Source organism: Streptomyces oceani, from assembly GCF_001751245.1.
GTDB lineage: Bacteria > Actinomycetota > Actinomycetes > Streptomycetales > Streptomycetaceae > Streptomyces > Streptomyces oceani.
Genome location: NZ_LJGU01000127.1, coordinates 449,650 through 473,777 on the forward strand (window position 1 = coordinate 449,650; position 24,128 = coordinate 473,777).

The following is a 24,128-nucleotide window of genomic DNA, read 5'->3' on the forward strand; positions in this document are numbered from 1 at the left end:
AGGACGCGATTGAGGGGGCTTAGGTCCAATGAGCCAGGACTCCACGAACGGTCCGGCGCCGACCACCCGCAAGTTGGCTGTGCGCCGCCGGCGCGAGATCGTCGCCGTGTTGCTGTTCAGTGGCGGACCCATCTTCGAGAGTTCCATACCGCTCTCCGTATTCGGCATCGACCGGCAGGACGCAGGTGTCCCCCGCTATCGCCTGCTGGTGTGCGCGGGAGAGGACGACCCGTTGCGCACCACCGGCGGTCTGGAGCTTTCCGCACCACACGGGCTGGAGGCGCTCTCCCGGGCCGGGACCGTGGTGGTGCCGGCCTGGCGCTCGATCACTCACGCGCCTCCACCGGCGGCCCTCGAGGCACTGCGTCGGGCGCACCAGGAGGGCGCTCGGATCATCGGCCTGTGCACCGGCTCGTTCGTGCTGGCCGCCGCCGGGCTACTGGACGGCCGTCCCGCCACCACGCACTGGATGTACGCTCCGACGCTTGCCAAGCGCTATCCGGCCGTACACGTGGACCCTCGCGAACTGTTCGTGGACGATGGTGACATCCTGACCTCCGCCGGCACCGCGGCCGGCATAGACCTGTGCCTGCACGTGGTGCGTACGGACCACGGCGCCGAGGCCGCGGGAGCGCTGGCGCGTCGGCTCGTGGTGCCGCCTCGGCGCACCCTGGAGCCCGCCCAGCCCCGTGGGCTGGACCGGTCCTTACCAGAGGAGATCGGCGCCGACCCGCTGGCCGAGGTGGTCGCGTGGGCCCTGGAGCACCTGCACGAACAGTTCGACGTGGAGACCCTGGCCGCCCGCGCCTACATGAGTCGTCGCACCTTCGACCGACGGTTCCGCTCGCTTACCGGCAGCGCCCCGCTGCAATGGCTGATCACCCAGCGGGTGTTGCAGGCTCAGCGGCTGCTGGAGACGTCCGACTACTCGGTGGACGAGGTGGCGGGTCGCTGCGGTTTCCGTTCCCCGGTGGCGCTACGGGGGCACTTCCGGCGGCAGTTGGGCGCCTCTCCGGCCGCGTACCGCAGCGCCTACCGCGCCCGGCGGCCGGACGACACCGGCGGGGACGCGGAGGCACGGATTCCGGAGGCCCGCAAAGCCGCCGCCGCGGCGGCCGCGGCGGCCGAGCGGGAAGGCACCCCGGAAGCACCGCCAGCCGGGGACGAGTCGCCGGACGGGGTCACCGGAGCGGTGGAGCGGCCAGCGGCGGGCGGACTCGCGGAACCAGACCCCTGGAGCCCCCGCCTGCCTCAGCAGCGCGGACGCGGCTGGCGGGCGTCGCCCTGAGATCCGGTCGTCCGGACGCCCCGATCGTCCGGACACCCGCGGGAGCGCGGCGCCGCCGCACGACCGGACCGACTCGACGGGGCGCCGGGGCACTTCGGGGCGGCTTCCGGGGTGTCCTGGGAGTCCCGATGTCCAGGGGCCTCGGTGGCCGTGCGATCCGGCGAGTTCGGGGCCATGCCGGCTGCCCACACGGTGCCGTGGCCGGACCGCACGGGTTCCACCGCGGGCGGAGCGACGTAGGGTAAAAGGCATGAACGATCGCATGGTGTGGATCGACTGCGAGATGACCGGGCTCTCGCTGTCGGACGACGCGCTCATCGAGGTGGCCGCCCTGGTCACCGACTCTGACCTGAACGTACTGGGCGAGGGCGTGGATCTGGTGATCCGCCCGCCGGACACGGCGCTGGCCGCGATGCCCGAGGTGGTGCGTACGATGCACACGGCCTCCGGCCTGCTCGACGAGCTCGCCCAGGGCACCACCCTGGAGGACGCCGAGGAGCAGGTGTTGTCGTACGTCCGCACGCACGCCCCCGAGGTGGGCCGTGCCCCGCTGTGTGGGAACTCCGTCGGGACGGACCGGGGTTTCCTGGCCCGGGACATGCCGACCCTGGAGACCCACCTGCACTACCGCATAGTGGACGTCTCCTCGGTGAAGGAGCTGGCCCGCCGCTGGTATCCGCGCGCGTACTTCAACAGCCCGGAGAAGCACGGCAACCACCGGGCGCTCGCGGACATCCGCGACTCCATCGCCGAGTTGCGCTACTACCGGGACGCCGTTTTCGTACCTCTGCCGGGACCCACCTCCGAGGAGGCGAAGCGGATCGCGGCCCAGCACGTCGCAGGGGCCGGCCAGCATGAGCCCGACGAGCGAGAGTCCACCAAACCGGAATCGCCCGCGCGCTGACAGCCAGCGGACGCGCCCGGCGTGCGCGGCTCCATGGCCCGCGTAAACCCGTGCGCGAGCACCTCCGGCGAACCTGTACACTCTTTCTCAGCCGGACGGAAAGCGCCGGTCGTGGTGGATGTAGCTCAGTTGGTAGAGCACCTGGTTGTGGTCCAGGAAGTCGCGGGTTCAAGTCCCGTCATTCACCCTGCGCAAAGAGGCCCGTGACCTGCGGAAACGCGAGTCACGGGCCTCTTGCGGTGGCTGAAGCGAGAGTGCCTGCCCTCCGCGGTGCTACCGCACCACCCAAGGCATGAGCTGCCTGCACGGATGTTGACCTCAGCATGTATAGGTGCTCTCCACCGGCTCAGCTGACAAAGACCTCGACTGATGGAACCGCGAGAACGCCGTCCGACGCTCGCCGGTCCACCCAGCGGGCCCGGCCACCGTGGGCATCACCTCATCCGGCTCCGCCTCGGCCACGGCCACATCCAGCAGGTCCTGAAGCAGACCCTCATCGAGCCGCCGCGGAGTGACGTCAGAGCGCATGCCGGCATCCTGCCGTCCCGACTGAGTGGCGTACCAACGGCTTTCGGCGATGGCGCCGAACGGGACTGTGAAGCGCATGCCGCTGTCTCACCCTCGGTGGTGGCGCAGGGTCGTGGGGTGGGTCCACCCCCGACGACCGTTGACCAAGGTGTGTGTTCAACCAGAGTCCGGCCGACGCCTTGCCTGTGAGGGACAGGGTTGACCAGCGACCTCCTGGACGTAGCAGATGTGCCCGTCATCGGAGACGGTCCGGGCCACTCCGAGGAGTGTTCCCGAACTGTCTCGTGCGGTGATGACGAGGTGGGAGTTCCGCGGACCGTGGCGAGGAGAACGTCCTCTTCCGTGATGAACACGCCGAACTCCCCGGGTGGCGCTGCTTCTCGTAGCCGAGTTCTCCTCGCATCCGACGTCACGGTCATCAGTCACGTCAAGATCGGCGACCGTCGGCTCGGCGAGCCTGGGCGGGTGCTCCGGTTCGTGCTCGGGTGCTGGCGAGGCGCTGAGTCGGTGCCGGAGCCGCGCAGTTGGCGAGACGGACCGTCATGTCGCCGGTGGGTCCGCGGGACGAACGTCTCCAGCGGGGCCTCGCTGGACTCGGGTGCGTTCGAGGTGGGTCCAGCCGGCCCAGCCGCGTTCGTTCAGCAGCTCTTGCAGGCGGTCGGTGACGGACGCGAAATGATCGGCGAAGGAGTCGAGCAGACCCACGATGGTCCGCTCGGCCAGCTCGTCGGGTTGCGGGCGAGTTGCCCATTCCTCGGTCAACTCGACAAGCAGGTCGGCGGCCTCATGGAGACGGGGATCGTCGGTGGCCATCTCCGCCGGGTCCAGAAGCTGGTAGAGCCTGACCATGCGCGGGTCGTCGAACTGTCGGCGTTTGTCGGCCATCCAGGCCGCCATCCGCTCGGGCCACTGCGCCGCGATGAGAATCCAGGCGTCCCGCTCCACCTCGATCACCTCCTCGCAGACACCGACATCACGGAGCATCCCGAGGTACGCGACCGCTTCCTCAGGGAGCGCGAGACTGTCTCCGGCCGCCAGCTCCGCGATCTCCTCACGGTGCCGCTGAAGGCGCCTGATCTCCGAACCCAGCCGCCTGTCGATCTCCCTTACCGCCTCGCCGAACTTCTCCGGCGAAGCGTCGAGCAGCTCCGGCACCTGCGCCAGCGGGACGCCGGCATTGGCCAGCGTGCGTATTCTGATCAGCTCCACGACGGCCTGGGCGTCGTAGCTCCGGTAACCCGAGCGGTCGCGTTCGGGTTCGGGCAACAGCCCCACCTGGTGGTAGTGACGTACCGCCCGAACCGTGACGCCGGCGTAGGACGCCAGTTGGCTGATCGTCAGCATGGGACTCAGTGTGCCCGGACCTTCGCGTACAGTCGACGCGACCAGAGGAAGCAGAGCGCCGTGATCAGGGCGCACCATCCGAAGGCCAGCCAGGCGTCCGTACCAGCCGTTGCGCCGGACGTCCAGGCGCGCAGGGTGTTGATCACCGAGGTGCACGGCTGATATTCAGCGAACCAACGGATCGTGGTGGGCAGCGAGTCGGCGGGCACGAAACCGCTGGAGAGGAACGGAAGGAACAACAGCGGCATCGGGGTGTTGCTCGCCGTCTCGGCGTTGGGCGCGGACAGGCCGAGCGCGACGGTGAACCAGGTCAGGGCGAGCGTCATCAACAGCACCAGGCCGGTCACGCCCAGCCAGGCGAGGATCGAGCCGTCGCTGCGGTACCCGAACAGGACCGCCACCGCGAGCACGACGACCTGGGCGAGCACGGTCAGGATGACGGCTCCGAACACCCGTCCGGTGAGCACCGCCGAGGGGGCGATCGCCATCGTACGGAACCGGTCGACGATCCCCTTCTCCATGTCGAGGGCGATCATGTACGCGGTGTTGAGCGCGATCGAGGCAACGGTGATGATCATTATCGCTGGCAGGATGAAGACCAGGTAGTCCGCGCGTCCGCCGCCGCCGGGGAGCCCGGCTCCCATCGTCGCTCCGAAGACGTGGACGAACAGGAACAGGAAAATCAGCGGCTGGCCGATCAGCATCAGTGTCAATGACTTGTAGCGGACCATCTGCAGCAGGGTGCGACGTAGCATCGTCCAGCTGTCCCGCAGCGGGTGGGCGCCTCGCCTGACCGGGGCGGAAGCGGAGTCGGCGGTGGGGGCGGTCGTGGCGCTCATCGGGCGGCCTCGTTCCCCGTGCTCGCGTGCGCCCCACGGGCCGGGGCTGGGCTTGCGGGGGTCGCCGGCGCGGGCTCGGCTTTCCGGGCGGCGTGGCCGGTCAGGGCCAGGAAGACGTCGTCGAGGTCGGGGGTGTGGACCTCCAGGCCCGTGACCGCGTCATCGTCGAGACGGCCCATCAGCCGCCGCAAGGAGGAGAGACTGCCGTCGTGCGGGACACTGAGCGTCAGCCTCTCCTCGTGAGCGGTGGCCTCCTCGATGCTGCCCGCCGCCGCGGCGAGCTCGCCCGGGTCGTCGTACGCCACCTCGATCCGCCCTCCGGGCAACCGGCCCTTCAACTCGGTGGAGGTGCCTTCGGCGACCAGTCCACCGTCGTCGAGCACGCCGACGCGGTCGGCCAGTTCGTCGGCCTCGTCGAGATACTGAGTGGTGAGGAAGACGGTCACCCCTTCGTCGACCAGCTCCCGCACGATGTTCCACAACTCCCGGCGGCTACGCGGGTCGAGGCCGGTGGTCGGCTCGTCCAGGAAGATCAGCTCGGGCGAGCCGACCAGCGTCATGGCAAGGTCGAGACGACGCTTCATGCCGCCGGAGTAGGTCTGGGCGCCACGGTCGCCCGCCGCGACCAGGTCGAAGCGCTCAAGGAGCTCCTGGGCACGTGCGCCGCCCCGCTCGCGCGGCAGATGGTGGAGGTCGGCCATCAGTCGGAGGTTCTCCCGACCGGTGAGCAGCTCGTCCACCGCCGAGAACTGGCCGGTCACGCCGATGTCGCGACGAACGCCGCCGGGATCGCGTCCCACGTCGTGGCCGAGGACCGTTGCCGTTCCCGTGTCGGCGGTGATCAGCGTCGTCAGGATGCGCACGACGGTGGTCTTTCCGGCGCCGTTGGGACCCAGGAGGGCGTAGACGGTCCCGGGCGGGACAGTGAGGTCGATGCTCCTCAGCACCGTGTTGTGGTCGAACGATTTGCCGAGCCCGGCGACCTGGATCGCCGGCTCGCACGGGGGCGTGGACGTGGTAGCTGTCATGACGACAGCGTGCGAGGTTGACGCTGGGTCAACGTCAAGCGATTCTCTCGAACACACATATCGGGCCGGGTTCTCGAGGCGACGCGGCGCTTTCCGTGTGGCAGACGGCGTCTCTCCGTGCGTTCCCTCGCGACCTCAGTCCGCCATGCACCGGCCACCCTCACCAGCAGCATCATGCCGTAGAACTCCAGGTCAGCTGCGACCTGTCCCGGACGTTCGCTGTGCGGACCGCACCTTGCCGTCCATGAACCGTCGAAGCAGCGGACCCATGGCACCGCCCCACGTCGCGAGAATTCGACTGGTGTTGTCCAGGAAGACCAACGGTCTGCCCCGGTCGAGGCCGCGCATCACTCCATCGGCGACCGCCTGCGGCTTCAGCGGCTTGATCGCCCCTGTGATCGCCGACGTCTCAACGGGCTTCCAGCTGTTCTCCTCCGCGAGCTGCGGTGTGTCCACATCCGGCGGGAAAACTCCTGTCACCTGGACACCGTGCGGCGCCAGTTCCATTCGCAATGCCTCCGTGAACCCACGTACGGCGAACTTGGCCGAGCCGTACGCCGTGTAGCCGAACACTCCGGCGAGGCCCGCGGTCGAGGCGATGGTGACAATGGTCCCGCGGCCTCGTTCCACCATTCCGGGTGCCACCGCACGAACCGCCCACAACGTCCCGAAGTAGTCGACGTCCATCATCGAGCGGAAAACATCATCGGTCAGTTCCAGAAAGCGACCCGGACGCGCCTGACCAGCCGAACTCACAAGGAGCTGGCATGGCCCCGCCTGGGCCTCGAGATCCTTGACGGCTTGTGCCACATCCTCAGTGACCGTCACGTCCACCGCGCGGAAGTGGACTTCACCGCCAGCCGCCCGCAACTCCTCAGCCGCCGCGGACAACCGTTCCTCGCCGCGCGCGAGAAGCGAGACCACGGCGCCCCTTGAGATGCATTTCTGGGCGATCGCAAAACCGATTCCGCTGGAGCCTCCGGTAACGATCACGTGGTCACCGCCCTGCACACAGCCTTGCTTGCGCGCCATATCCACTCCTCTCCTCACGATGTGTTCGGGGACCTGTCCGTACGGAACCAGCGAGCGGACGAACTAACATCAGCGCATCCTCTCCCGGGGTCGCCAGCGTTACGACCGGTCCTGCAGGTCACCGGTCAGTCCGAGTTGGGCGGCCCACGCCCCAATCTGAAAGCGGGATCGCGCGTTCGCGTCCCGCATGAGATCAGCGACATACCGACGGTACGTGCGAACCGACATCCCGATCTGACGCGCCGCGACATCGTCCTTATAGCCTTGTGCCAACATCTCTATGATCTGTTTCGTCTGCTTGCACTGGTAGACACGCCATACCCGCTGATACACGCGATGGTCCAACGAAGACCTCCACGCCTCCCCGTAGAAGGCGTGCAAGAGCTTCACCATCTCCGGGCTCCGAACGTGCAGGGCGTCCGTATCCGCGGCGGAGAGTCGAACGAGCGCCCACCGGCCGTCGATGAGCAGCATGTCCGGCAGATCGCGGGTACCGACTCGGACTTCCTGCCCGGAGGTTTGCACAAGCTCGTTGACGATACCGTGGTTGGCCAGCGAAACCTCGCAGATAACGGATACCGACACATGTTTGCCGATGTGACCAAGGTCAAGATCCGCGAGCGCCTGCTCGAGTTCATCGAGAAACAACGCGGACGCGACCACGCACTTGATATCCTGCTGTGCGTTCTCCACGAGTTCACTTACGAGACGACGTCTCTCTTCCAATCCCGGAACGCTGTAGATCAGATCGGCTCCGCAGCTGGACATCGCCGAATCGATCAGCTGACGGGCATGTGTCAGAGCTGTGAACAGATCGGCATCCCCGTCGCCGGAAACACAGGCAGCTGGTTTCGGATTCATTCGTTGCTTTCCCCCTAGCAGCAACTCTCCACCGACTCCGTATCTGCGCGACTATCTGCCACCAATGTTTATGGTGGCGACTCGCGACACATACTCATGCGGGCATCTAATTGTTCCCATTTCTAGCTTCGCAGGAAGACAAAATATCCTGGCTGCACTGGCTACTGCGTCCGGGAGTGTCTCCCACCGAAGTGTCACCCCAACACCCCGGTAGGAGACGACCCGGACTCACTGTCATCACGTGTTGCGTACGGCCGCGGGCTCCTCAGAAGAATCGGCGGACCGTTCCGAATGAAGCGGTTCCTGTTCAGCGGAATCCACAACCCCTTCGAAGGAACTCCCTTCCGCTTCCGCCGGGCGCACGTCCCGGAGGAAGCGGAAGCTCGCCACGGCGACTACCGCGACGACTACTCCGCATACGATCGACGCAACGTTGAAACCGTCCGTGAACGCGTCGAAAGCGAGATTCGACAACGGCTGGGCAATCTCCGGTGGCGACTGCCCAGCGACCGCCAACGCCCCCGCCAGCGTCTCGCTCGCGTCATGCGCGGCCCCGGTCGGCAACGCGCTTACCGGATCCGAGCCAACCAACGCGCCACGGAACACTGACGCGCCGACGCTACCGAGGATCGACACGCCCAGCGCGAGCCCGAGCTCGAGCGCTGTCTCCGACATGGCCGCCGCGGACCCCGCACGTTCGGGTGGTGCAGCACCCACAACCAGGTCGGTACCGAGAGCGAACACCGGACCGAGACCACCGAAGATCACCGACATCGCCACGACCACGGGAACCATGCCCGAGTCGGGATGCAGGGTCATGAGCGGGATGTAGCCCAGAGCGGACATAAGCAGACCCGCGCCAACGAGATACCCGGGACGTACCCACTTCGTCAGTGGAGGTGACGACCCTGCAGTGATCATCAACGCCACGGCCGAGGGCAACAGCCACAGCCCCGCATACATCGGCTCCTTGCCTTCAACGAGCTGTAGGTGTTGGGAGAGGTATAGATAGGCGCCACCGCTGACTCCCACGCCGATCAAGAGCACCACGAGGGCAGCGCTGAACGAACGATCACTGAACAACCTGATGTCCAACAGCGGATCAGCCAGGCGGCGCTGCCGGAACACGAACAGGGCGCCGAACACGAACCCGACGACCACGGCGGCCATGGGCTGCCAAGACACTCCGTCTTCGGCGAGCCGCTTGATCCCCCAGATCACCGGTATCACCGCGACCAGCGAGAACAGAACGCTCAACACATCGAGCCGACGTGGATTCGGATCACGGTACTCGGGCAGGAGAAGCGGCGCCGCGACCAGAAGCAACAGCATGACCGGCACGGCGATCAAGAAGACGGAGCCCCACCAGAACCACTCCAGCAGCACTCCACCGACGACCGGGCCGATCGCCACTCCGGACGCGAAGCAGCCGGCCCACACGGCGATCGCCTGCGCACGCTGTCTCGGATCCGTGAACATGTTGCTGATCAACGCGAGCGTCGCGGGCATGAGCGTCGCCCCGAAGAATCCAAGCAACGCCCGTGCGAAGATCAACATTTCCGGGGTACTGGAGTACGCCGCGAGTACCGACGCGGCGGCGAAGCCCAGGGCCCCGATCATCATCAACCGACGACGACCGATACGATCACCGAGGTTCCCCATAGTCACCAGGAAACCAGCGACGATGAAGCCGTACACGTCGATGAACCACAATGCCTCGCTGGAACTCGCGTCCAGGTCAGCGGCCAGGCTGGGTTGAGCGAGGTTCAGGACGGTGACATCGATCGACAGTAGGAGCGTGGGCAAGGCGAGCACAGCAAGACCCAGCCACTCGCGTATCCCAGCTTTCCGCGGAGTGTCCCTTCCCGCGGTGTTGACATTCATTCAGTACTCCCCTTAATGCCGCCTCAGAAGACAGCATCGCAGCGGTCGCACCTTCCACTCATGCCTGCCGGCCCGAAACCAGCCCATGTGCGAACGCCGCTGTGTACCTGTACAAGGTTCAAGTTCTGGCACGTCGACTTCTCAACTCCCGACTGCGTGACTGAATCCCCTCCGAGTGTCATCCAGTGCTCGGGCAGTGACTGGCGAACGACAGGAGCTGAGCAGCGCCAAAATCCCACCCCGCCTACCGCTGCGATAGCCACTCCGAACGAAGCGCGATATCACTGCTCGCGATGTCTTCCATCCGGCGTAGACCCCGAAATTCGCAGCAGCCCTGAGGCACACAGTATCCACGACCGCGCTCAACACGGTGTGGTTGCAGGATTTTGGCAAGAAACTGCACCCGTGGCCGACACCCGTACCGCAGCGCTTCCAGATTGCCCGGTCGCGCCTGCCGCGCAGCATGCGGTGCGGCAACTTTCTGTCACCCGCGACGGGAACCGCCAGAACATGCGACAGCACGCCATTGGATGAGCACGTAGAGTGCGCTGTCGTCCGTGATCCAGCAGGTCACATATGTCACCAATTGACGGTTTCCCAGGATGATTGTTCAATCCTTAACCATAGCCGCTTTACGTCAGAAGGTAAGGGCTACGACTGTTGACCGACTGTCAGCCCAATCACCTGGCGGGCTTCCGCTCCGCGCCGCCAAGAACCTGAAGCGGCTTACGTCCTGCGTGGAACCGGAACCACGTATCGTCCGAATACGAGCTCTCGCAGAACGTCGTCCCCGCCTTCGACGACGGACACGTACCGGATGTCACGAAGCAACTTTCCGATGGGATGATCGTTGGTGTAGCCGAGGCCACCGAACATCTCAGAGCCAACGCTGGCGACATCCCAGCCAGCCTGGCCACAGAACATCTTCGCAGTGAGTGCTGACTTGAGCGTACCCTGCTTGCGAAACACCTCCGCGGGTTCATCGCCTTCCATGACAGCATCGAAGTCCTGAGCCGACCGGAGCAGGTGGCTCTTCATGACGTCGATCTGCATCTCCATCTGGCCGAGCCGCTGTGCGAAGACCGGACTGTCCAGCAAGGTTCCGTCCCGGAAGGGCTTGGTCTTCGCGAAGACCATGCAGTGGTCCCGTACACGCCGGGCGATGCCGAGCGCGGTTGCGGCGATGAGGATGCGGCTGGCGTTCAACCCGATCTCGAGCAGGCGCAGGCCCGAGCCCTCGAGACGATTCTCCGCGGGCACACGTACCTGGTCGAGCGAGACCTGGTACGTGTGCGACGCGCGCAGCCCAATGACGTCCCAGCGCTTGACGATCTCAACCCCGGGAGTGTCCCTCGGTACCACGACCGCGAGATAATCCTCGGGGTTGTCCGCCGAGCGCGCGAGAACGACGAGAAAGTCGGCGAAGTCCGTGTTGGTGGAGAAGAACTTCTCACCCGTCAGGACAAGGTCCCCGCCCTCCTTGGTGGCGACGGTTTCGATCTTGCTCAGTTCGCTGCCCGAGGCTCGCTCGCTTCCGAGTGTCGCGCAGAAGCCGCCGTTCGCCGTCATGGGGGCGAGATATCGCTGCTTGAGTTCGTCGGATCCGTAGAGCTGGACCATGGTGGTCCCGAGGATCGAGATGAACAGCGTGAACGCCACGCCAGCGTCGCCGTAGGAGAGTTCGTTGACGATCTCCACACTGTCCTCGAGGTCGGCCCCGTGACCGCCGAGTTCCTCGGGCAACCACCAGTTGGCCAGTCCGGTACCGCGGAACTTCTCATAGACGTCGTGCGGCTTCTCCGCCAAGGTGTCCATCGTGCCGTCCGCTGCGAGTTCTTCGCGCACAAAGCGGCGAACCGTCTTCAGGTCCTCTGACTTCATCAGATCCTCCAATCACTGAGAGAGGGTTCGTTGGATGAGAGCATCGACGTCGAGACCGTCGATCTCCTCATCAAGCCCATCGGTCATCGTGCTGTCCGGTTGTTCCGCTGCCGGTTCATCGGCGCCGAAGGCCCGCTCCACCAGGTGGTGTGCCAGGGCATCCGGGGTCGGATAGTTGAAGATGATCGTGGCTGGGAGGTCCACGCCGGTGTCCTGCTTGACCTGGTTCCGGAACTCAACGCCGCTCAGCGAGTCGAAGCCGATCTCCTGGAACGTCATGGCACTGTCGATGTCCTCGATCGACGGATAGCCGAGCACGACCGCCGTGGTCGTCATCAGCAGCGCCAGCATTTCCTCCACCCGCTCTTCGGGAACGCGTTCCGCCAGCCTGCGCACGATCGGCGGTACGTCATCACACTGCTCCCGCGGTGTGGTGGGGACGGCTCGAGGAACGGCCAGGTCGCGGAACAGCAGGGGCACGGTGTCCTGCTCCAGCAACGCGGCCCGATCCATGACCGCCGGCACGGCCAACGGCCGGCCCAGGTTAAGTGCGGCATCGAACAGCGTGGTGCCCTCGGCCTCGGATACCGGTGCGAGCCCGCTCCGTCGAAACCGTCGCAACTCGGCCTCACCAAGCGCGCCAGCCATGCCCAGTTCCCAGGGGCCCCACGCCAGGGAGACAGCGGTCAGACCGGTAGCGCGCCGGTGCGCCGCGAGTCCGTCGAGGAACGCGTTGGCGGCGGCGTAGTTCGCCTGCCCGGGAGTACCGAACGTGCCGGCGACCGAGGAGTACAGCACGAACTGCGAGAGGTTCAGGCCCTTCGTCAGTTCGTGTAGATGCCAAGCCGCGTCGACCTTCGGCTGGAACACCCGGTCAACCATCTCGGGAGTCAGGTTCTCGACACTGGCGTCCGCCACGACCCCGGCCAGATGTACCACTGCGCTCAGTGGAGCTTCGAGCTGGATACGCTCCAGCTGTGCCGCAAGAGCCGTCCGGTCGGAGACGTCGCAGGCCTCGTGGATCACCTCGGCACCGAACGCGGCCAGCTCCACGGAGAGTTCCCGAGCCCCCGGGGCGGATACCCCACGCCGACTGAGCATCAGCAGCCGGCGAGCACCGTGCTCGACCACCAGATGGCGAGCGGTCAACGACCCCAGCGCACCAGTGGCACCCGTGACCAGCACCGTCCCCTCCGCCCATGCGGGTGTAACCGGCGCGGGCTCGGCGGGGGCCAGGCGAGGCACGTACATTCGGCCATCGCGGATAGCGACCTGCGGCTCGGAGACGTCCAGCCTCTCCAGCGCCGCAGGCGAGGCGTCATCGGTATCCACCAGAAGGAACCGCCCCGGGTGCTCCGCCTGCACGGATCGCAGCAGTCCCCAGACGGACGCGAGCGCCAAGTCGGGCTGCTCATCCGCACTGATCGCGACGGCGCCGCGCGTCACGAGCACACGGCGAGTGTCGTCCTCGAGCCAGGTACGCACCTGGCCGAGTACCTCGTGCACGGTCGCTCGGGCTACCTCCGCCGCGTCCTCACCCCCGCTCGCGGCGACATGAGTCACGGCGAAGTCCCCGCTCCCGGCGCCCTCAGACTCCTCGGCCACCTTCCAGTCGAGGAGGAACAACGAGTCCTCCGTGGATTGCCTCGTCAGCTGGCCCGCTGACGCCGGTAGGAACGCCAGTGAAGTCACCGACAGCACCGGCGTGCCATCCGTGGCGGTGATCGACAGCGACGCCTCATTGATTCCGATACGCGTCGCGCTGACCCGCACGTCTGTGCCCGCGGGGCCGCCGTGGAAGGTGACGCCGGACCAGGAGTAGGGCAGCAGGACGCGGCCCGGATCATCCGCTTGGCCAAACAGCTCCAGGAGCGGGTGCAGCGCGGCGTCGAACAGCACCGGATGCAGGGCAAACCCGGATGACGGTCCTGCGTGTGGCACGTCGTCAGCGAGCCGCACGTCCCCGTGGACCGTGTCACCCTCCCGCCACAGTCTCTGGAGGCCCTGGAAAGCGCGGCCGTACTCGTACCCGCGCTTGACGAGGTTCGGGTAGAAGTCCTCCGGCATCGCCGGTTCGGCGTCCGTCCGTGGTTCCGCCGCTTCGGGCACGCACGGCTCGACGCCGAGGACGCCTGAGGCGTGGCGCGTCCAGGAGCGTTCTCCCGCCCCCCGCGAATGGATGTCGAGGGACCTCCTGCCGGAGTCGTCGGGCGTGCCAACGGTGACCTGCAGCCGTACGTCCGGCGCACCCGCGCCGGTCGGCAACGACTCGTGCAGGGTGAGCTCGTCGATTCGCCCCAGCTCAGCGGCTCCGGCGGCCTGCCACGCCATCTCGACGTACGCGGTACCGGGAATCACCGCGTGGCCCAACACCCGGTGATCGCTCAGCCAGGGCTCGACCACCGGACTGACACCGCCGGTGAACACGATCCGGTCATCGACGGCGAGTTCGGCCATCGACGCGAGGAACGGATGCTCCACGACGGTCAGACCTCCGGCGCTGGCGTCGGCCCCCCGGGGCGCTTCCGCCGCCGCCCAGTAACGCTGCCGTTCGAAGGGGTAGGTCGGCAGGTCCACGAGTCCGCCATCAGCACCAACCGCTGTCAGGTAGGCAGCCCAGTCCACCTGGACACCCGTGACGTGCAGGCGTGCCAGCGCTTCGACGAACGAACGCTCCTCCGACCGCCCCTTACGGGCAACGGGCACCACGACGGTGTCGGCAGCGATCTCGGCGAGCGTCTCCTGTGCCATGGCGGCCAGCACCCCGTCCGGCCCGACCTCGACGAGCACCTCGGCTCCCGCCGACACCGCCGTACGTACTCCGTCCGCGAATCGCACGCCAGCAAGGACATGCTGGACCCAGTACTCCGGGCAGTCGATCTCTCCGGGAGCGGCCACCGTGCCCCTGATGTTGGAGACAACCGGCAGTGCGGGTGCCGCGTACTCCACCGAGTTCGCCACCTTCTCGAACTCGGCGAGCATCGGCTGCATCAACGGCGAATGGAAGGCGTGCGAGACGCGGAGCCATTGGGTCTTGTGCCCCGCTCCCGCGAACATCGCCTCGACCTCGGCCACCTCGTCGCTGTCGCCAGATATCACCGTGGAGTAGGGGCCGTTGACGGCCGCCACTGACACCGAGTCCGCGCATTCCTCGAGCGCGGCGTGTACGTCTTCCTCGTCGGCCTGGATCGCCACCATCGCACCACCGGGAGGCAACTCCTGCATGAGGCGTCCGCGGGCGGCGACGAGCCGAGCCGCGTCGGAGAGCGTGAACACCCCGGCTACGTGCGCTGCCGCAAGCTCGCCGATCGAGTGCCCGACGAGCACGGACGGCCGGACACCGAGTGATTCGAGCAACCGGAACGCCGCCACCTCGAAGGCGAACAAGGCCGGTTGCGTGAACGCCGTCTCGTCCAGCACCGCCGCGAGTTCGGAACCCTCCTCCGCGGCCACCACGGCTTCGATGGGGTGCGCCAACAACGGCTCGAACTCTGCGCACACCTCATTCCAGGCGGCCGCGAAGGTGTCGAATCGCAGCGCCAGTTCACGACTCATCCCCAGGCGCTGACTGCCCTGACCGGTGAACAGAAAGCCGACGTCCGGCGTACGGGACGCCGTGCCCGTGACCAGACCGTGCGCGCGTCCGCCGGCCACTAGCGCGTCCAGGCCCGAGGCCAGTTCCGTCCGCTCCGCGCCAAGTACCACCGCGCGCTGGTCGAACGCCGCCCGTCCGGTGGCCAACGTCGCCGCGACATCCGCGACTCCGGGCTCTGGTTCCTGACACACCACCGCCCGCAGCCGTCGCGCCTGTGCGGCCAGGGCCGAGTCCGTACGCGCCGACACGAGCCAGGGCACGATCGGCCCGCCATTCTCAGCGGCCGGCTCTTCGGGGGTCTCCCGTGCGACGTGCTCGAGGACGACGTGCGCGTTGGTACCGCTGATACCGAACGAGGACACCGCTGCTCTCCTCGGCCTGTCCTGCTCAGGCCACTCGCGTTGCTCGGTCAGCAACTCCAGCGCGCCCGCTGACCAGTCGACGTGCGGTGTCGCCTCGTCAACGTGCAACGTACGAGGCAGTACACCGGTGCGCATCGCGGCCACCATCTTGATCACGCCGGCCACGCCAGCAGCGGCCTGAGTGTGCCCGATGTTGGACTTTATCGACCCCAGCAGAAGGGGATCGGTCCGGTCCCTGCCGTAAGTGGCCAGCAGGGCCTGCGCCTCTATCGGGTCCCCGAGTTGAGTACCCGTGCCGTGCGCCTCCACCGCGTCGACGTCCCGTGTGGAGAGACCGGCGTTGGCAAGGCTCTGTCGAATCACGCGTTCCTGCGCCGGGCCGTTCGGCGCCGTGAGCCCGTTGCTCGCGCCGTCCTGGTTGACCGCGCTTCCGCGGAGCACCGCGAGTACGTTATGGCCGTTACGCCGGGCCGCGGACAATCGCTCGAGTACGATCACGCCGACGCCTTCCGACCACCCGGTACCGTCGGCATCGCTGGAGAACGCTTTGCATCGGCCGTCAGTGGCGATCCCACCCTGCCTGGAGAACTCCACGAAGATGCCGGGCGTCGACATGACGGTGACGCCGCCCGCCAGTGCCAGGTCGCTGTCTCCGGAACGCAACGACTGAGCCGCCAGGTGCAGTGCCACCAATGACGACGAGCATGCGGTGTCGACGGTCAGGGCAGGCCCCTCCAGGCCCAGCGTGTAGGCCACCCGACCGGAGATGACACTGGAGGCGCTACCGGTCAAGGCGTGTCCGGCCAGGTCGTGCGGGACCTCGGCCATACGTGGCAGGTAGTCCTGACTCATCGCACCGAGGAAGACACCGGTTCGGTGACCGCGCATCGAGGCGGGGTCCAGTCCGGCACGCTCGAACGCCTCCCAGACCACCTCGAGCACCAGCCGCTGCTGCGGGTCCATGGCCAGCGCCTCACGTGGGCTGATGTGGAAGAAGCCCGCGTCGAACCCACCCGCTTCGGACAGGAACCCGCCGACGGTGGGGTAGTCCGCATCCGCCGTGGACCAACCCCGGTCGTCGGGGAACGGCGTGATCGCGTCGGTACTGTCGGCGACCAGCCGCCACAGGTCCTCAGGCGACGTGACACCACCTGGGTACCGGCAGCCCATGCCGACGATCGCGATCGGCTCGTCGGAGTTGGTGGCGGAGGGTGGTGTCCACGCGCGGTCATCGGGACCCGCACCGGACAGCAGGCCGCTGAGGTGCCGTACGACCGCGGCCGGCGTCGGGTGATCGTAAACCAGTGAGGTTGGCACGCGTACGCCGAGCGCGGTGTTGAGCCGAGTGCTCAGCTCGACAGCCGTCACGGAGTCGACACCGAGATCCTTGAAGGTGCTGGCCTCATCGACCTCATGAGGGCCGGCCAGTCCGAGTACCACCGCCGCGTGAGCGCTCACGACGGTCGACAGTTCCCGATCGGTGAGCGTGTCCGCGCGCTGCTCCTCCACCGGGGAGCCGGTCGTCGCTGGGAACGCGGGGGGATCGGCGATGGCGCCGTCGACCCAGTACCGCTTGCGCTGGAAGGCATAGGTCGGCAACGGCACCCGCGTGGCGTTCTCGAACATCGGCCGCCAGTCGATCGGCACACCCTGGGTGAACAGCTCGGCCATGGACAGCAACAGGCGGCGGACCTGGTCCTCCCCCCTGCGCAACGTGCCCTGTACGAGCACGCCCTGCGCGATGTCCGAGATCGGAGCGGTCAGCACCGGGTGTGGGCTGATCTCGAGGAACACCGTGTGCCCCAGCTCCGTGAGTACGGCGATCGCGTCGGCGTAACGTACCGGCTCGCGCAGGTTCCGGTACCAGTACTCCGCGTCGATGTCGGCGGGTTCCATCCGGGTACCACTCACGGTCGAGTAGAATGCGACGCCGCTGTCGGTCGTCGCGACCTCCGAGGCCACGGCGAGGACCTCGTCCCGGACGCGCTCGACGTGGCTGGAGTGGGACGCGTAGTCGACCCGGATCACTCTGGCGCGGATGCCCCGTGCCTCGTGCTCGGCCACGACCTCGCGAACGGCGTCCACCTCACCCGAGATCACGACCGCCTCCGGACCGTTCACCGCCGCGAGCGCGACACGGTCCGTGTCGACATCCGCCGCCGGCACCGCCAGCGACGCCATGGCCCCCTCGCCCGACAGACCCGCGCGAACAGCCCGGCTTCGTCCGACCACCAGGCGCAGACCATCAGTCAGCGAGATGATGCCCGCGGCGCAGGCCGCCGCGATCTCTCCCTGCGAGTGCCCCACGACAGCCTGGGGCTCAAGGCCGGCCGAACGCCACACCTCCGCGAGCGACACCATCACGGCGAACAAGCTCGGTTGGACGACGTCGACGCGTGCCAGCGCCTCCTCATCGCCCAGTACCTCCCGCAGGGACCAGTCGACGAGACCGCGCAACACCTCTTCGCACTCGGCCATCCGGGCGGCGAAGACCGCTGAGGAATCCCATAGTTCGAGCGCCATGCCGACCCACTGAGAGCCCTGCCCGGGGAACACCCACACCACTCCGGGACCAGCGGTGTCTGCGCCTTCGACGACATTGGCGGCGGGTAGACCGGCGGCCAGGGCATCGAGTCCCTCGGCCAGTTCGGCGTGATGGGCGGCCAGCACCACACCGCGATGCTTCAAACTGCTCCGTGTCGTCACGGTGGAGAAACCAACATCGTTAACCGCCAGGTCCTCGCCCGCGCCCAGCCAGTCGCGCAGACGTGCCGCCTGCGCGCGCAACGCGCCAGCGGACTTTCCGGATACCAGCACCGGTACGGGACATCGTGCGTCGGGTACCACGTCGCTCGACCGCTCGCGGGGCGGGGCCCCGACCACCAGGTGGCAGTTCGCGCCGCCAACGCCAAAGGAGCTGACGCCGGCGATGCCGGGTCCGTCGTCCGGCCATGGGCCCGCGGCGGCGTTCACGTCGAGGTTCCACTGCTCAAGGGGGATCGACGGGTTCGGTTCGGCGAAGTTGAGGCTCGCTGGAAGCAGCCCCTTCTTGATCGACAAGGCGACCTTCATCAGGCCCGCCACTCCGGCGGCGGCGTCGAGGTGCCCGATGTTCGTCTTCACGGACCCCACGAGCAGGGGTCGTTGGCCTTCCCTGGCCGAACCCAGCACCTCACCCAGGGCGGTCGCCTCCACGGGGTCGCCGACGGGCGTACCCGTGCCGTGCAGTTCGACATACTGCACCCACCGGGGATCGACCTCGGCCCGTTCGTACGCGTCCCGTAGCAGAGCCAGTTGGGCACCACGGTCCGGAACCGTCAGCTCCTGGCTGTCGCCGTCGTGATTGACGGAACCGCCCAGCAGCACGCAGTAGACCGGGTTACCGTCCGCGACGGCGTCCCCCAGTCGCTTGAGCACTACGACTCCGCCGCCCTCACCCCGCACGAAGCCGTTCGCCCGGGCGTCGAAGGTGTGGCTGCGGCCATCCGGGGACAGTGCGCCTGCACGTGCGAGCGCCAACGTGCTGCCGGGCACCAGGTTCAGGTGCACTCCTCCGGCCAGAGCCAGCCGCGTCGCACCCGAGCGTACGTTCTCAGCTGCCAGGTGGATCGCGACCAGAGAGGAGGACTGCACGGTGTCCACGGACAGACTCGGGCCGTTGAGTCCGAACCGGTGCGAGACACGGTTCGCGATCAGCCCCCGGCTTAGACCGGCCAGGGAGTGATGCGACACCGCGTCTGCCCCGTACTGCTGAACCAACGACGCGTAGTCGTCGCCGGAGGCGCCGAGAAAGACCGCCGTGTCGGTACCACGCAGCTCCTCGGGTGGTACACCAGCGTCCTCCAAGGCCTCCCAGCTCAACTCCAGCGCCATCCGCTGCCGCGGGTCCATCGCCGCGGCCTCGCGCGGGGAGATCCCGAAGAACTCCGCGTCGAAGTCGGCGACGCGTTCGACGAATCCACCCCTGCGGTACCGCGCCAGGTCTGGAATGTCGTACCACCGGTCCTCGGGCGCCTCCGTCAGTGCATCCTCACCGGAAGCCAGCATTCTCCAGAACGCCTGGAGAGTCTCGGCACCAGGGACACGGCATGACATTCCCACCACCGCGACGGCCTCTTCCGGCCAGCCGTCCGCCGGGCCTTCGACGTCGTTCATCTGCATCAGTTCCCAACCCCTCCCTGCCGACGCCGAACATGCGCGCCCGGCACACATCTCTGGCCCACTGGGCCACGGGCCGGCTCCGTTTACGGCCAGCCATCTCGATCAAACTTGCTGTGTCGCCCGACCGGCGGCTTTACGACGGCGATGGTGATGGCGACGGCGGCGTACCTTCCGGACGACGCGGTCGACGTACCAATGAAGCGCGCTGGGGATCAGGCCGAAGGTGGCGACGGCCACGCGGTTCGCCGTTCCGAGCACCATCCGCGTCTTGCGGCGTTCGATACTCCGTACGACCGCGGTCGCGACGCGCTCGGGCGGCAGCACCGCCATGGCACTCGCGAACTCCTTGTATTCATCAGGCAGTAGCGGCTGTTCGTAGGCGAAGTGCGGTGTGTCCACGTCTGGTGGGCAGATGTACCCCACATGCACGCCGTACGGAGTCAACTCGTCCCGCAGCGATTCGAACAGCCCACGAATCGCGAACTTCGCTGGGCTGACTGCGGTGTAGCCGAATGTCCCGTACATTCCGATGATCGACGAAATTCCGATGACCCGACCGTTCCCCCGTTCGATCATCGACGGCACCACGGACCGGATCGGCCACAGTGTGCCGAAGTAGTTCGTGTCCATGACCTCGCGGAATGGCTCGTCCGCCAGTTCCCGGAAATATCCTGGATGGGTTATCCCCGCCGCGGTCACCAGGACGTCACACACACCCTGTCTGCTGACGAGTTCCGCGACCGCCCCATCCACCGCGATCCGGTCGGACACGTCTACCGCGGCCGTCACCACGGTGGCACCGTGTGACTCGAGCTCAGCCGCCGCTCTGTCCAACCCGGACTTCGTGCGCGCGATCAGCGACACCCGTGCGCCACGTCGAGCGAGTTGCCGCGCGGTGGCCAGACCAATGCCACTCGAACCCCCGGTGATGATCGCGTGCGTGTCCGGGCCGACATACCTGGCCGACCGCTTTCTACGGTGCAGGTTCATCGGTTTCAGACTCTCCCCCGGAAACCCGTACTACCCCGTCAGAGCATCTTCTGGTCGCGGAAGTTCTTCGATACCTCGATGAAATGCTCGATCTGTTCCTCGGTATGCCCTGCGTTGAGAATGATGCGGAGTACCGCACCGCCGCGCCGCGCCGCGGGATAGAGGTACGGCGGCACACGTATTCCCTGCTCCAGGTACGCGTTGTACAGCTCGACGCACTTGGCCTCGTCACCCACGACGACCGAGGTGAAGCATGTCGCGGTGTCGGTGATCGGCAGCTCAACGTCGAGCAGGCGGCTTCGGAAGTCCGCTACCTTGGCCAGGTAGTCGTCGACGATCTGCGGCTCCTCGTACGCCAGCAGCCGGGTGATATACGCGGTTCCGGCCGCGGCCGGCGCCAACACACCCGCGGTGAACGAACTGGCTCCGGAGATGAGTTCGAAGGAGTCGATCGCGTCCTTCGGACCTGCGATGAGGCCGCCCTCAAGGCCGACTGCCTTCTTCATCGACACCATGATGAAGGTCGCCCGGAGCATGCCCTCGTACTCGACATGGAAATTCCGGTTCGGCGGTCCGTAGACCAGGAAACCGTTCGCATCATCGACGTAGGACAGTGCGCCGTACCGTTCGCACAGGTCGACCAGTTCGTGCATCGGGGCGACCGTGCCATCAATCGAGTACACCGATTCGAACACGACGACGACGCGCTTGCCACGCAGCTTCCTGAGAACCTCCTCGAGGCTCTCCACTGAGTTGTGCTGGAACGAGAACAAGCGCTCGCCGAACTTCAGACCTTCGGCCGCCTTCCACAGCGACCAATGCGCATCCCGGTCGTACACGAAGACGACATCGCGATTCACCATCGCGAGCCCCTGCATGAACTGCTGCGTACCCGCCATCGCGTTGATGAAGCCGATGTTGGCCACCGTTCCGGTCGCGAAACTGATCGCCGCTTCCTTGTTCAGGTAGCGCGCGACCGTCTGTTCCATATCGACGTGGGCCGGTGTGATGCCCTGGATGACACGCGTGCCACCGCTTCCGAGCCCGTACTGCCGAGTCGCGTCGACAAGACAGTCCATGACGTCGGCGCGGCGCTGGAGGTTCAGGAAGTTCACCGAAGCGAAATTCGTGATCAATTCGTCCGTGCCATGCACAGCCCCCGGGATCACCCCAGAGAGTGGCACGTCATTGACGCCCATCGCCCTGATTCCTTCAGCGAACTTGTCGAAGTTCCAACCTGGCATCGCTGTCATTGCGGACGACCTCGTTCCTCATGCGGGAAGTTCATGTGTACTCAAAGGGATGCGCACCGGCCACCGTCAGGTGTATTGTGGCCAGCTCTTTCCGATCGACCGGATCAACTGCGGATACACGATGGAGGATCGAAGTGGCTTGATCGCAGCCATGTAGAATTTCCCGAGCTTTCCGTTAGGTTTCACCAGCACCGCCATCTGGCCGTGGTATTTTCCGTCTCCGTCGGAAACCCAGCCGATGTGCATCAACCCGTGCACGGTATTGTTTGCGATCTCGGATACCCACTCGGTGTCCGTCAGATAGACCGAGTGGAACGGCACTGAGGCGAAGTCTGGCCCGCGTGGCCCGTCACGCAGATCTTCTGGCAATCGGTCGCGCAAGGTAACGACGCGCTTCTTCAGGCCCTTGTCATCCTGGTCCCACCCGAGCAGCTTCCCAAGCCGCCAACGGATCGCGAACAGCGTCTTCGTGGCGAAGTTCGAGATCTCATTCGTGTCGGGAGCGGTGAACCCTCGGGCGAACCGCTCGAGATCGTCGGGGCCCCCGGGCGTCGGCAAGGACCAGACGTCCTCCAGCTCGAAGTCCTTGACAAAATCGTGAACTCGCCAGGGACGCTCGACGAACTCGGAGTTTGGGATTCTCATTTTTCGGCGACTCCTCACCGCGGTGGAACTGCTCCTACGGATGGCAACTATACGGGCACCATAAGAGTTTCCGGTACTAGTTACCGCGCCCGGGCGCCGACTGTACGCCCCTGCTGTGCACGTGACTTGAGAGTAAGTCGGGCACCATGCTTCGGCGTCATGGTGACAGTTCTACTCGTCGCAGGATCCGGTTTAGCGTCAGGCCGACTCAGTTCGCAGGTCAAGAGCACTTCACGGAGCACCGCCTTGGATTCCAGAATGGCGATCCGGTCTCCGAGACAACGAGTATGCCCGCCACCGAAGGGTATCCAGGTGTAGGCGCCGGGTTTTACACCGAGGAAGCGCTCGGGGCGGAACACGTCGGGATCGGGATACACATCCGGATCGGTATGCAGCAGGTAACCACTGGCCCACAACTGGTCCCCCGGATCGTAGCGGACCCCACCGATCTCGATCGGCTTCATCACCTCACGCGGGATGATCTGCGGATTCGGCGGGCACAGCCTGAGCACCTCATGCACGGTGGCGGTGAGAAAGGCGTCGTCAGCTCCCTCATCGATCTCGTCCAGGAGGCGCTCGAGGATGGCCGGGGCGCGTGTGAGGTGTTCCAGCGCCCAGCAGATTCCACCCGCTGTGGTCTCCGTACCGGCGACGAACATCGTCATGATCTCGTCCCGCAACTCGACACCGCTGAGGGGTGATCCGTCCTCACGAGTGATGCCGAGCATCACCGCGAGCATGTCGTCGCCCTGCTCTCCCGACTCCATACGCTCGGCGACCGCCCGCGCGATCAGCGCGTCCGCGCGCGCACGATCTTTGAAGAACCGGTCGAGCCCGAGCGGTCGAATCGCCCTGAGCATGCGCACGCCGAACGGCGACATGTTGTGGGTCTCGATCATGGTCGTCACACGCTCATTGAGCTTCAGCATGTCCCATATGGCGTCGAACAACTCGTCCCAACACGACGGTACGAACTTGCCGAAGACGACCTCGCGGATCACCTCGATCGTGAAGCGATGAACGTAAGGGCGCAGCTGCACGACCCTGTCGCGGGGCCAGGACGCCACCGCTTCCCTTGCCATCTCTCCGATCTGTTCCTCGGTCCTGCGGAGGGCGCTGCCCTTGACCGAAGGCATCAGTTGCTTGCGGCGGGTCAGGTGTTCCTTCTCATCCAGCCAGGCCAGACCGGTCTGACCGAAGAACTTCTCGAGAGCCGCGCTGCCCCTTCCAGTATGCAGAGAAGACCGAGGCGCCAGGAACATCTCCTTAATGTCGTCAGGGTCCGACAGCACATAGAGATTCGCCTGGGGAAAGATCTTCAGCGCGAACCGCTTGCCGTACGCGTCCCGGCACTGGCGCATGTACTTCGTCGGCCATACGAACAGCTGCATGCCCTGGACGGTGCCGGGCGTACGCGGGCCCCGGATACGGGAAGCCGGCGTGCTCGAACGCGCTGGTTCGGGCTCGCTCCTGTCGTCGAGGATGTCCATGATGACTCACTCCTTGCGGGTCGATGTCGTATCCCGGCGTTCC

15 protein-coding genes and 1 tRNA gene are annotated in these 24,128 nt (G+C 66.3%); 3 read left to right on the plus strand and 13 right to left on the minus strand.

The window, feature by feature from the left end; genetic code table 11:
• Positions 1 to 28 precede the first annotated feature (28 nt).
• The 3 genes from AN216_RS15290 (at position 29) to AN216_RS15300 (ending at position 2,379) form a co-directional block, all read left to right on the plus strand.
• Positions 29 to 1,288: a GlxA family transcriptional regulator gene (locus AN216_RS15290; protein ID WP_079166608.1), complete on the plus strand. Its 1,260-nt coding sequence runs from the start codon at positions 29 to 31 to the stop codon at positions 1,286 to 1,288.
• Positions 1,289 to 1,538: 250 nt separating this feature from the next.
• Entirely contained in the window at positions 1,539 to 2,192 is a 654-nt protein-coding gene (gene orn / locus AN216_RS15295; RefSeq protein WP_070197201.1) for an oligoribonuclease, read from the plus strand.
• Positions 2,193 to 2,306: 114 nt separating this feature from the next.
• Positions 2,307 to 2,379, plus strand: a tRNA-His gene (locus AN216_RS15300).
• 131 nt (positions 2,380 to 2,510) lie between these two features.
• Here the strand turns inward: AN216_RS15300 and AN216_RS15305 are convergent.
• The 13 genes from AN216_RS15305 to AN216_RS15365 form a co-directional block, all read right to left on the minus strand.
• Positions 2,511 to 2,720: a hypothetical protein gene (locus AN216_RS15305; protein WP_212732706.1), complete on the minus strand. Its 210-nt coding sequence runs from the start codon at positions 2,718 to 2,720 to the stop codon at positions 2,511 to 2,513.
• A gap of 540 nt (positions 2,721 to 3,260) precedes the next feature.
• Positions 3,261 to 4,064 carry a MerR family transcriptional regulator gene (locus tag AN216_RS15310; RefSeq protein WP_070197203.1) on the minus strand — a complete coding sequence of 268 codons (804 nt, stop codon included), beginning with the start codon at positions 4,062 to 4,064 and terminating at the stop codon, positions 3,261 to 3,263.
• A gap of 5 nt (positions 4,065 to 4,069) precedes the next feature.
• Positions 4,070 to 4,903 carry an ABC transporter permease gene (locus AN216_RS15315; protein WP_079166609.1) on the minus strand — a complete coding sequence of 278 codons (834 nt, stop codon included), beginning with the start codon at positions 4,901 to 4,903 and terminating at the stop codon, positions 4,070 to 4,072.
• Complete coding sequence (locus AN216_RS15320) at positions 4,900 to 5,931, minus strand: ATP-binding cassette domain-containing protein (protein ID WP_070197204.1); 1,032 nt, start codon at positions 5,929 to 5,931, stop codon at positions 4,900 to 4,902. The genes AN216_RS15315 and AN216_RS15320 overlap by 4 nt, the downstream gene beginning before the upstream one ends.
• A 192-nt stretch (positions 5,932 to 6,123) precedes the next feature.
• A complete protein-coding gene (locus tag AN216_RS15325; protein WP_070197205.1) occupies positions 6,124 to 6,963 on the minus strand; it encodes an SDR family oxidoreductase in 840 nt (279 codons plus the stop codon).
• Positions 6,964 to 7,062: 99 nt separating this feature from the next.
• Positions 7,063 to 7,824, minus strand: a complete 762-nt coding sequence (locus tag AN216_RS15330) for a helix-turn-helix domain-containing protein (protein ID WP_139140929.1) — start codon at positions 7,822 to 7,824, stop codon at positions 7,063 to 7,065.
• A 237-nt stretch (positions 7,825 to 8,061) separates the two neighbouring features.
• Positions 8,062 to 9,708, minus strand: a complete 1,647-nt coding sequence (locus tag AN216_RS15335; protein ID WP_070197207.1) for an MFS transporter — start codon at positions 9,706 to 9,708, stop codon at positions 8,062 to 8,064.
• Between the two features lie 726 nt (positions 9,709 to 10,434).
• Complete coding sequence (locus AN216_RS15340) at positions 10,435 to 11,589, minus strand: acyl-CoA dehydrogenase family protein (RefSeq protein ID WP_070197325.1); 1,155 nt, start codon at positions 11,587 to 11,589, stop codon at positions 10,435 to 10,437.
• A gap of 12 nt (positions 11,590 to 11,601) precedes the next feature.
• On the minus strand, positions 11,602 to 19,707 hold the full coding sequence (locus AN216_RS15345) for a type I polyketide synthase (RefSeq protein ID WP_244502468.1): 8,106 nt from the start codon (positions 19,705 to 19,707) through the stop codon (positions 11,602 to 11,604).
• A gap of 102 nt (positions 19,708 to 19,809) precedes the next feature.
• Positions 19,810 to 20,697, minus strand: a complete 888-nt coding sequence (locus tag AN216_RS15350) for an SDR family oxidoreductase (RefSeq protein WP_070197208.1) — start codon at positions 20,695 to 20,697, stop codon at positions 19,810 to 19,812.
• Positions 20,698 to 20,735: 38 nt separating this feature from the next.
• Positions 20,736 to 21,896, minus strand: coding sequence for an aminotransferase class I/II-fold pyridoxal phosphate-dependent enzyme (locus tag AN216_RS15355; protein ID WP_170843131.1), 1,161 nt, complete (start codon positions 21,894 to 21,896; stop codon positions 20,736 to 20,738).
• Between the two features lie 120 nt (positions 21,897 to 22,016).
• The gene (locus tag AN216_RS15360) at positions 22,017 to 22,595 is read right to left on the minus strand and encodes a DUF2867 domain-containing protein (RefSeq protein ID WP_070197209.1); all 579 of its coding nucleotides are present in this window, start codon (positions 22,593 to 22,595) and stop codon (positions 22,017 to 22,019) included.
• Positions 22,596 to 22,675: 80 nt separating this feature from the next.
• Positions 22,676 to 24,085 carry a cytochrome P450 gene (locus tag AN216_RS15365; protein ID WP_070197210.1) on the minus strand — a complete coding sequence of 470 codons (1,410 nt, stop codon included), beginning with the start codon at positions 24,083 to 24,085 and terminating at the stop codon, positions 22,676 to 22,678.
• Between the last annotated feature and the right edge of the window lie 43 nt (positions 24,086 to 24,128).